The organism is Campylobacter sp. US42a, from assembly GCF_004379055.1.
GTDB lineage: Bacteria > Campylobacterota > Campylobacteria > Campylobacterales > Campylobacteraceae > Campylobacter_D > Campylobacter_D jejuni.
Genome location: NZ_RYYK01000008.1, coordinates 71,978 through 80,064, shown reverse-complemented (window position 1 = coordinate 80,064; position 8,087 = coordinate 71,978). Strand labels below are relative to the sequence as shown.

Genomic DNA, 8,087 nt, shown 5'->3' with positions numbered 1-8,087 from the left:
CTTGATTTAGATTTTTTGCCTTCAATCTAAATATATTTTATAAATAATACAAGCAAAATCTGTTCCGTTTTGGGGTGGAGTTATCCCAAAGTCCTTACAATCAAACTTTTAGGCAAATTAAAATACTCTATAAGTTCTTTCTCTTTTTCTCTCATTTCTCCATTATCATTTTCATGATCAAAACCTAGTAAATGAAGCATAGCGTGGATAAAAAGCAAGCTTATTTCTTCTTCATAGCTATGCCCTAACTCTTTAGCCTTTTCTTTTGCCAAATCCACATTAATCACAACAGAACCCAAAGGCAAACTCTCATCGATATTTTCAAGCGGAAAAGAAAGTACATCAGTGGTTTTATCTTGTTTTCTTTGCTCTAAGTTAATTTCTTGCATTTCTTTACTATCCACAAAGACAAGCTCCACATCTTTAGGACTTAAAAAACTTGCTATAGATTCTAAAAAATCACATTTTTCATCACTTAATATCATAAACCTTCCTTAATCAAATGATATAAATTTTCTATTTCTTCATCATCAAAAATCGCACAATTTTTACTGCTATAAAATTGTTTTAGTTTTTTCTCTTCAAACTCAAATCCTAAAGCACATTGAGAATGCGAAGGTAAAAAAGCCCTTAGCAGTGTAATGGAACTTTGAATTTTCTCATCACAGGCAAAACAAAAAAAATCTTTATGTAATCTTCCTTCAAATTCCAAAATTTTTAAATAAGCATCAACAATAACACGCTTTGGATTTTGTTTTTCAAACCTTTTCACACACTCATCAAGTAAATCAAAATAAAAACTATCAAGCTCTTCCACATCTTTTAAGTGTCTATATAAAAGACGGATAAATTCTTGCCAAATAAGCATTTTATCCCTTTGCATAATCCATAAAAATCCCAAATGCAATACATCTTTAAGTCTTGGTAAAAAACTAGGATTTTCTTCTAAAGCAAAGTCGATTTTATAGCCGCTTAAAATACTAGAATGTCTAAGTCCATAAAAACGATAAGCCTTGATAAGCATTTTAGGACTTAAAATATAAACGATCAAATCCTCATCTTTAACTTTTTGAGTATGAAGTATAAAGCCTTGCATTAAACAATTTCAATACCATAAGCCCTAAGTATATCAAAAGCGGATTTTTCTAAATTTTCATCAAAACTTGCACTTAAATTTTGGTGTAAAATTATCCTTGCATTAGGCTTAGCACCAAAAGCTAGAATGATATTACAAAACACACAAATATGAGAAACAAGCCCTGCAAAATGAAGTTCTTCATAATCGCTTTTTTGTATGAAATTAGCTAATTCTAAGCTACCAAAAGTATTTTTATAAAAAATTTTATGAGCTTTTTGTAAAAAAGGTTCAAATTCCTTTGGCATTTGCCAACCTAAACTCTCTTTAATGCAATGTTTTACAGGTAAATTTAAACCTTCTTTGCTTTGTAGATAATGCTCATCATGCGTATCATAGGTTAAAAGCAAATGCGTGTTATTAAAATCGATTTGATTTAAGGCTTTAAGAATATTTTCTTTGATTTTTAAAGCCTTATCAAAACCTAAACTTCCATCAATAAAATCATTTTGATAATCCACTAAAACAAAAGCTTTTTTCATGCTTTTATGCCTTTTGAAGCCAAAAACTCTCCGTGTGTAAATTGGCAAAAGCGGTTTTTAAACTTGTAAAAAGCTTAGGATGATCTTTTTCTAAATTTGCTAAAAGCTGTTTAGCTTCTTCTCTAGCGTGTGGAAATTTTACATTTTTTTCACTGAGTTTCATACCAGGACAAAATTCATTTCCTATCACGCTAAGTTCATTTTGCGTAGCATTATCCCTAAGCTGTCTTTCTCGCACAAAAATCAAAGGGCGTATCACAGTTACACCGCGTTTGCTTTGATAAATAGGCGCTAAGGTTCTTAAAGCTCCATTATGAATAAAATTCATAAAAAAGCTTTCTGCTGCATCATCTAAATGATGAGCTATAGCAAGCTTGTTAAAACCTTTTTCAAGAGCGTAAGTATATAAAGCTCCACGACGCATTCTCGAAAAATAACTACAAAAACTTGAATTTTCTCTTATGGTATCGCCTGAAACTTCATAAATATTTGAATCAAGCACGCTATGTTTAATGCCGTGTTCTTCACAATGTGCATGAAGATGAGAATAATCCTCGCCCATGCCATAACTCAAAGTTACCGCTTCAAGTTCAAATTTAAAAGGAGCGTGAGCTTGCATACGATTTAAAAGATGGGCTAAAGCCAAAGAATCTTTTCCGCCGCTAAGCCCTAAAAGAACCCTATCTCCATCTTTAATAAGTCCAAATTTAGCATTAGCTTGTGCAACTTGGCGTATGAGTTTTTTGCTAAGATTTATCATAATTTCTCGCACATTTTAAGCACAAAATTGGCTGAAATTTTAGCTGAATTGATCACAAATTCATCAAAATCAAATTCAGCCTTTTCCCCTGCTTTATCACTCATAGCTCTTAAGATAAAACAAGGCACCTTTAAAGCATCACAAACCAAAGCCACACTTGCGCCTTCCATTTCACAAGCATCAGCATTGAAAATTTCTCTGATTTTTGCTTTTTTTGCTTCATCGCAAATAAACTCATCACCCGTTGCAATAATGCCTGCACGCAGTTTGATATTTAATTCCTTAGCAACTTCTAAAGCAAGATTGTTTAATTTCTCATCGGTTTTGATAAAAATTTCATTACCTGGAACAAAACCCAAAGGATGCCCAAAAGCGGTAATATCAAGATCGTATTGGGCTAATTTTGTTGCATAAAGCAAATCACCAATTTCAAGCTCAGGATTAAAAGCACCTGCAACACCCGTAAAAAGCAACACTTGTGCGCCAAATTTTTCTATCATCACACTAGCACTAAGAGTAGAATTTACCTTGCCGATTTTAGAATACGCTAAAACAAGTTCATGATTTTTATACTTTGCAAAATAATAAGTATTGTTAGCGTGTTCTATTTTTGTATAATCTTTAAGTGCTTCAAGCAAAGGAGTGATTTCTTCACTCATGGCTCCTAAAATTGCTATTTTCATCATATAACCTTTAAAAATTCATCAATATCATTCATATTTGTTAAAGCATAAGTTTCTTTTGAAGTGATTTTTTTATTCAAACCCTTAAGCACGCTTGCACCAAATTCTATGAAATAATCTACTTCATTTTCACATGCCTTAATGCTTTGTTTATAAAGCACAGGTGAGATAAGTTGTGCTTTTAAAAGTTCAAGGGCTTCTTCTTTACATGTGTAAATTTTAGCATTTGCATTAGAAAGCACGGCTTTAAAATTTGGTTTTAACACCTTTTCAAGCTCCACACAAAGCTTAGCTGAAGCATTTTCCAAAAGAGGACAATGACTTGCCACGCTCATATTTAAAAGCATAGCTCTTTTAGCTCCTGCTTCTTTAAATACACTTTCATAACTTGCTAAATCAGGTTTTAAACCTGCTACAACGATTTGTCCATCGCAGTTATAATTTGCAGCGAAAATTTGCTTGTTTTCTTTTTGTGCTTTTTGACAAAGCTCTTCAACCTTTTCATCATCAAGCCCCAAAACCACCATCATACCTGCTTCAACTTTTGCACAATCTTCTTGCATAAAAAGCCCTCTTTTATTGACCAAAGAAAGAGCCTCTAAAAAATCAAAAGCACCATTGACAGCTAAGGCTGAAAATTCTCCCAAAGAATGCCCTAAAGCAAATTTCGAACTTAAATCAGGTTTTTTTTCAAGTAAAACACTATAAGCCATTAAGGAATTTAAAACGATGGCGGGTTGAGTAAATTCACTTTGATTGAGTTTTTCGTTTTCTTCAAAAAGCAAATGTTTAAAATCAATCTTACAAAAATCACTTGCGTTTTGAAGGAGTTCTTTGGCTTTTATAGAGTTTTCATAAAAATCTTTTCCCATGCCAAGACTTTGTGAGCCTTGACCTGGAAATATAAACGCAGTCTTCATTAATGACAACCGCAACCGCCACCACCACAGCAACCGCCGCCACCGTGTCCGTGTCCGTGATGATGATCGTGCCCATGTCCGCTTCCACAACCACAACTATGACTTCCTGCGATAATACCTGTAAGAATTTCATCTTCACTCGCAGCTCTAGCATCTACGATATTTAAAGAAAAAAGCAAATCACGACCCGCATAAGGATGATTATAATCAATTGTCACATCATTTTCGCCAATCTCTTTTACAGTTACACGAACGGTTTCGCCATTTTCACCTTCGCCAAAAAGCTCCATACCTACTTTTAAATCAATACCTGCAAATTGCTCTTTTGGTAAAGTTTGAACAGCATTTTCATCGTATTCGCCTAAACCTTTTTCTTTTTTAATTACCACATCAGCATTGCTAGGGCAATCAAGCTTCATCACTTCTTCTTCTAAGCTTTCTAAAATCTGACCTTTGCCCAAAATAAAAGAAATAGGTTGAGAGTATAAATTTGATTCTAAAACTTCATTTGTATTTGCGTCTTTTAACTCATAAAACATTGAAACTACACTATTTTTTTCTATAGCCATTTTATCTCCTTAATTATTTTCTATTAGGTGAAGCTTTTGCTTCGGGTGAATTTGGATAATTAGTTTTTAAAGCTTTATAAAAACCATTTGCTGTTTTTGTATCACCTGTTTTATCCAATGAAATGGCAGTATGATATAAAAGTTTTGGGAAATAATCCCCTTTTGTACTCAAAGAAGAACTTTTTTTATAATAAACAATAGCATTGTTATAATTTTTTTGTTTATACTCGATCTCCCCTAACCAAAAATTTGCTCTTGCAGGTTTATACTGCTTTGTTATGAGAAAATTTAATTTTGCTTTGGAATCTTCAAAAGCATTTTTATCAACATCTTTTATCGCTAATTCTAAAATTTCATTATTTTTTTTCTTTTTCCAAGATTCATCAATTTGTTTTGCTTTATCATCTTGGGTATTTTGAGTATTATTGTTTTCAATAGTACTATTTGAATCTGTAGTTGAAACAACAACACTAGGTGTAATAGTTTTAACGCTTAAATTTGCATCATTTAATTCGTTTTTAGAAACATAATTTGCATTAATGGCATCTACTAAAGAACTAAGTTCGGCTAAAACTTTTTTTACTTGCTTATTATTAGCTTCTTGAATTTTTCTACTTTCTTCAACATAAGCCTTTAATTTTTGAATTTCACTAGTAAAATTATTTTCAATATTTTGATTATTCTCTTCAACTTGACTTAATCTAGAATTTGATTTAGCATATTGAGAATTTATACCTTCTAAAGTACTTTGTAAACCCTCGATTCTTTCGTTAATTTCATTAATTCTAGCATTTGTTTGTATATTTTCATTATTTAAATTATCTAACTTTTCTTTAAATAATTTTTCATTTGAAGTTAAACCATAAGAAGAATTGCTTGTTATATCTCCTGCACCAAAAGCTGAGCTTTCTGCATAAAGTAAAGTAGCTCCAAGAAGAGCTACTGTGAATATTTTTTTCATTAATTATCTTGATAATTTAAATTCAGCACGTCTGTTTTGCGCATCGCAAGCTTTAGTTTTTTCAGTGCACACAGGATTTGTTTCTCCATAGCTTTTAACAGCAATTCTATCAGCATTTACACCTTTAGCGATTAAAGCTTCTTTTACAGCTTTTGCTCTTTTTAAACCTAGAGCTTGGTTATATTCATCGGTTCCCCACTCATCGCAGTTTCCTTCAACAGTAATACTTACACCGCTTACTTCAGTGTTAAAGATATTAGCATTCGTGCTTACAACATTTTGCATATCAGGACGAATGTTGAATTTATCAAAATCAAAATATACTTTATTTAAAGTATCATTAAGTTGAGAAATTTTTGAATCAATATCCCAACCATCACTTCCACCTGAACCACGATTTGAATCAACACTACTATCACCGCTTACACTAGTGCTTTTTGTGCTACAACCACTAATAACAACTGCAAGAGCTGCAATTGAAGTAAAAAGAATTTTTTTCATTTACGACCTTTCAAAGTTAATAAATTCTTACTATTATATCTAATTTTTAATTAATTTTAACCTAAAATTGAAATTTTTACCAATCAATTGATTGAATTTTTCCAACCCTAAGAGGAAAATAAAAAGTCTTATTTGCATTTACACGAATAACACCTAAAGCACTTTGCGCACCTAAATATTTGATAAATACTATACTTCCACCGTCACTAGAAAATCTTGGGAATAAATTTTTTCCATTTGCTGTAAGTTGACGAATATAATCACTATTAATTGACATCAAATAAATATTAAAAACACCTGCTTGATTTGGTTCACGACTTGAATAAACCAAAAAATCTTTATAAGTCGAAACAGCCGAATTGTTTCTACCATGAAAAACAACTTGTTCAGCACTATTACTATTTAAATCTTGCATAAAAATATTAGGATATCCCAAACGATCGCTTACAAATACCACTTTACTATCATCTGAGCCAATAAAATTTCCATTAACATCAATACCAGAATAATTAGTTAATTGTGTTAGATTTTTGGTATTTAAGTCATATAAATAAACATCAGGCTGATCTTTTGGAGCCATGGTAACAAGTAGTTTACTTCCATCTACACTCACATCACTTGCTACAACCATACCGCCACTTGATAAAATTTTACTAGCTTTATTGGTATTTAAATCATAACGGTATAAAGTTGGCTTATCATGATCATAAGCTGTATAATAAAATAGAGTTTGTTCTTTATTTCCCCATTTTGGAAATAAATTAAGCCCACCATCAACAATAACTTTTTGATAAGTTAAAGTATAATCAGCCATAATAATTTGACTTTTTTTAGAGCTAGAATTTCTCGCGATCAAAATTTTATGATCCATCCAATCAACAGGTGCAAGTCCTAACGCATTTACAGAAGCTTTGACGCTTTTATGTGCCAAAAATGGATATTGCCCTAAACCATTTAAAGTATAAGTTTGCTCTGACTTATCAGAACCGCCAGCTTTTATTTTTACATTTAAACTCAAAGTGTTACCATTTTTATTTAAAGCGTATTCAAAAGTATAATTACTTGTCTCAGTTGCATTAGCAACAACTTCAAAATTTGAACTTACTTTCAAATCGTTCACAATGATATTATAAAAGCTTTTCTTTAAATTCTCATCACTTAAATTTGAATTATCTTTAACAATAATCTTTGGTAAAACTACACCAGAATTAACAACATCAATCACTGGATCTTCTGCCCAAAGACTTCCTAAAAAGACTAAAAAAATTGCTACAATTTTTTTCATTTTTTTCTCCTAATCATTTTTAACTTTTGCTTCATCTCTTAAATTCATGGTAATGCTTATATTTTTATTTTGCGGAGGATAAGTAATAAATTTACCTTTTTGACTTTCTAAAAATTCAGCCACTTTAGCATCATATAAAGGATTCCCACTTTTTTCAACTGAAGTATAGCCAAATTTTCCATTTTCATCAATAAAAATTTTTACCTTAACAGAAATTTTTTCACTATTTGGATAATACTGAGTCCATCTTTGAGTGATAATACGCACAACTTTCCCTAAAAATTCATCATAAATTCCAATCTTTTGCGCCTTTGTGCTTTCGCCTTGCGTTGAACTTTCTTCTTGAAGTAAACTATCATTAAGTTGTTTTACAAGTTCGGAAGCTTGAGGTTTTGGGGCACTAGAAGCTCCTGATTTAGCACTTGATTGAATTTTTGTAGTCTTTTCTTCTTGTATTTCTTTGATATTTCCAAAAAGCTCATTAAAATTACTTGCCTTTTGGTCAATATCTTCGGTTTTAACTGTTTTATTTGTAGTCTGAGCAAAAAGCTTTTCTATATCAATTTGCTCTGTTGGTTTTTGTATTTCTTTAGGAGTGTTGCTCTGAGTAATAACTTGTTTTGATGGTTCAGCAAGTTCAATATCTACAAAACTATCTTTTATATCAGTATATTGTATAGCAGGTTCAACCTCGCTTACAAGTCTAAAAAAAACAAGAATTACTATACTAATATATATTGCTAAAGCAAGTAAAAACGAATTTAAATTACTCAAACCATAATTTTTCATGA

General features: G+C 31.4%; 11 protein-coding genes. All 11 read right to left on the bottom strand.

Features of this window, described 5'->3' with window-relative positions:
* Positions 1-80: 80 nt before the first annotated feature.
* Complete coding sequence (gene ybeY / locus ELQ10_RS07950; RefSeq protein WP_002857275.1) at positions 81-485, bottom strand: rRNA maturation RNase YbeY; 405 nt, start codon at positions 483-485, stop codon at positions 81-83.
* On the bottom strand, positions 482-1,096 hold the full coding sequence (recO, locus tag ELQ10_RS07945) for a recombination protein RecO (RefSeq protein ID WP_126222170.1): 615 nt from the start codon (positions 1,094-1,096) through the stop codon (positions 482-484). Before recO ends, ybeY begins: the two co-directional genes overlap by 4 nt.
* The gene (locus ELQ10_RS07940; protein WP_002785057.1) at positions 1,096-1,617 is read right to left on the bottom strand and encodes a cysteine hydrolase family protein; all 522 of its coding nucleotides are present in this window, start codon (positions 1,615-1,617) and stop codon (positions 1,096-1,098) included. Before ELQ10_RS07940 ends, recO begins: the two co-directional genes overlap by 1 nt.
* Before the next feature lie 4 nt (positions 1,618-1,621).
* Positions 1,622-2,377, bottom strand: coding sequence for a tRNA 2-thiocytidine(32) synthetase TtcA (locus ELQ10_RS07935; RefSeq protein WP_002866734.1), 756 nt, complete (start codon positions 2,375-2,377; stop codon positions 1,622-1,624).
* Positions 2,374-3,063, bottom strand: coding sequence for an aminodeoxyfutalosine nucleosidase (gene pfs, locus ELQ10_RS07930; protein ID WP_134250430.1), 690 nt, complete (start codon positions 3,061-3,063; stop codon positions 2,374-2,376). Before pfs ends, ELQ10_RS07935 begins: the two co-directional genes overlap by 4 nt.
* Positions 3,060-3,932 carry an ACP S-malonyltransferase gene (locus ELQ10_RS07925; protein ID WP_024088246.1) on the bottom strand — a complete coding sequence of 291 codons (873 nt, stop codon included), beginning with the start codon at positions 3,930-3,932 and terminating at the stop codon, positions 3,060-3,062. The genes pfs and ELQ10_RS07925 overlap by 4 nt, the downstream gene beginning before the upstream one ends.
* A gap of 47 nt (positions 3,933-3,979) precedes the next feature.
* Positions 3,980-4,549, bottom strand: coding sequence for a peptidylprolyl isomerase (locus ELQ10_RS07920; RefSeq protein ID WP_002851661.1), 570 nt, complete (start codon positions 4,547-4,549; stop codon positions 3,980-3,982).
* A gap of 13 nt (positions 4,550-4,562) precedes the next feature.
* Positions 4,563-5,510 (bottom strand): tetratricopeptide repeat protein, encoded by a 948-nt coding sequence (locus ELQ10_RS07915; protein WP_002851738.1) that lies wholly within the window; start codon positions 5,508-5,510, stop codon positions 4,563-4,565.
* A gap of 3 nt (positions 5,511-5,513) precedes the next feature.
* The gene (gene pal / locus ELQ10_RS07910) at positions 5,514-6,011 is read right to left on the bottom strand and encodes a peptidoglycan-associated lipoprotein Pal (RefSeq protein ID WP_002851617.1); all 498 of its coding nucleotides are present in this window, start codon (positions 6,009-6,011) and stop codon (positions 5,514-5,516) included.
* Positions 6,012-6,087: 76 nt separating this feature from the next.
* Entirely contained in the window at positions 6,088-7,296 is a 1,209-nt protein-coding gene (tolB, locus tag ELQ10_RS07905) for a Tol-Pal system protein TolB (RefSeq protein ID WP_134250429.1), read from the bottom strand.
* A 9-nt stretch (positions 7,297-7,305) separates the two neighbouring features.
* Positions 7,306-8,085: a TonB C-terminal domain-containing protein gene (locus ELQ10_RS07900; protein WP_002876984.1), complete on the bottom strand. Its 780-nt coding sequence runs from the start codon at positions 8,083-8,085 to the stop codon at positions 7,306-7,308.
* Positions 8,086-8,087 lie beyond the last annotated feature (2 nt).

Coding starts and splice junctions, on each gene's coding strand:
- ybeY (WP_002857275.1), bottom strand. CDS start 485: ATGATATTAAGTGATGAAAAATGTGATTTTTTAGAATCTATAGCAAGT.
- recO (WP_126222170.1), bottom strand. CDS start 1,096: ATGCAAGGCTTTATACTTCATACTCAAAAAGTTAAAGATGAGGATTTG.
- ELQ10_RS07940 (WP_002785057.1), bottom strand. CDS start 1,617: ATGAAAAAAGCTTTTGTTTTAGTGGATTATCAAAATGATTTTATTGAT.
- ELQ10_RS07935 (WP_002866734.1), bottom strand. CDS start 2,377: ATGATAAATCTTAGCAAAAAACTCATACGCCAAGTTGCACAAGCTAAT.
- pfs (WP_134250430.1), bottom strand. CDS start 3,063: ATGATGAAAATAGCAATTTTAGGAGCCATGAGTGAAGAAATCACTCCT.
- ELQ10_RS07925 (WP_024088246.1), bottom strand. CDS start 3,932: ATGGGAAAAGATTTTTATGAAAACTCTATAAAAGCCAAAGAACTCCTT.
- ELQ10_RS07920 (WP_002851661.1), bottom strand. CDS start 4,549: ATGGCTATAGAAAAAAATAGTGTAGTTTCAATGTTTTATGAGTTAAAA.
- ELQ10_RS07915 (WP_002851738.1), bottom strand. CDS start 5,510: ATGAAAAAAATATTCACAGTAGCTCTTCTTGGAGCTACTTTACTTTAT.
- pal (WP_002851617.1), bottom strand. CDS start 6,011: ATGAAAAAAATTCTTTTTACTTCAATTGCAGCTCTTGCAGTTGTTATT.
- tolB (WP_134250429.1), bottom strand. CDS start 7,296: ATGAAAAAAATTGTAGCAATTTTTTTAGTCTTTTTAGGAAGTCTTTGG.
- ELQ10_RS07900 (WP_002876984.1), bottom strand. CDS start 8,085: ATGAAAAATTATGGTTTGAGTAATTTAAATTCGTTTTTACTTGCTTTA.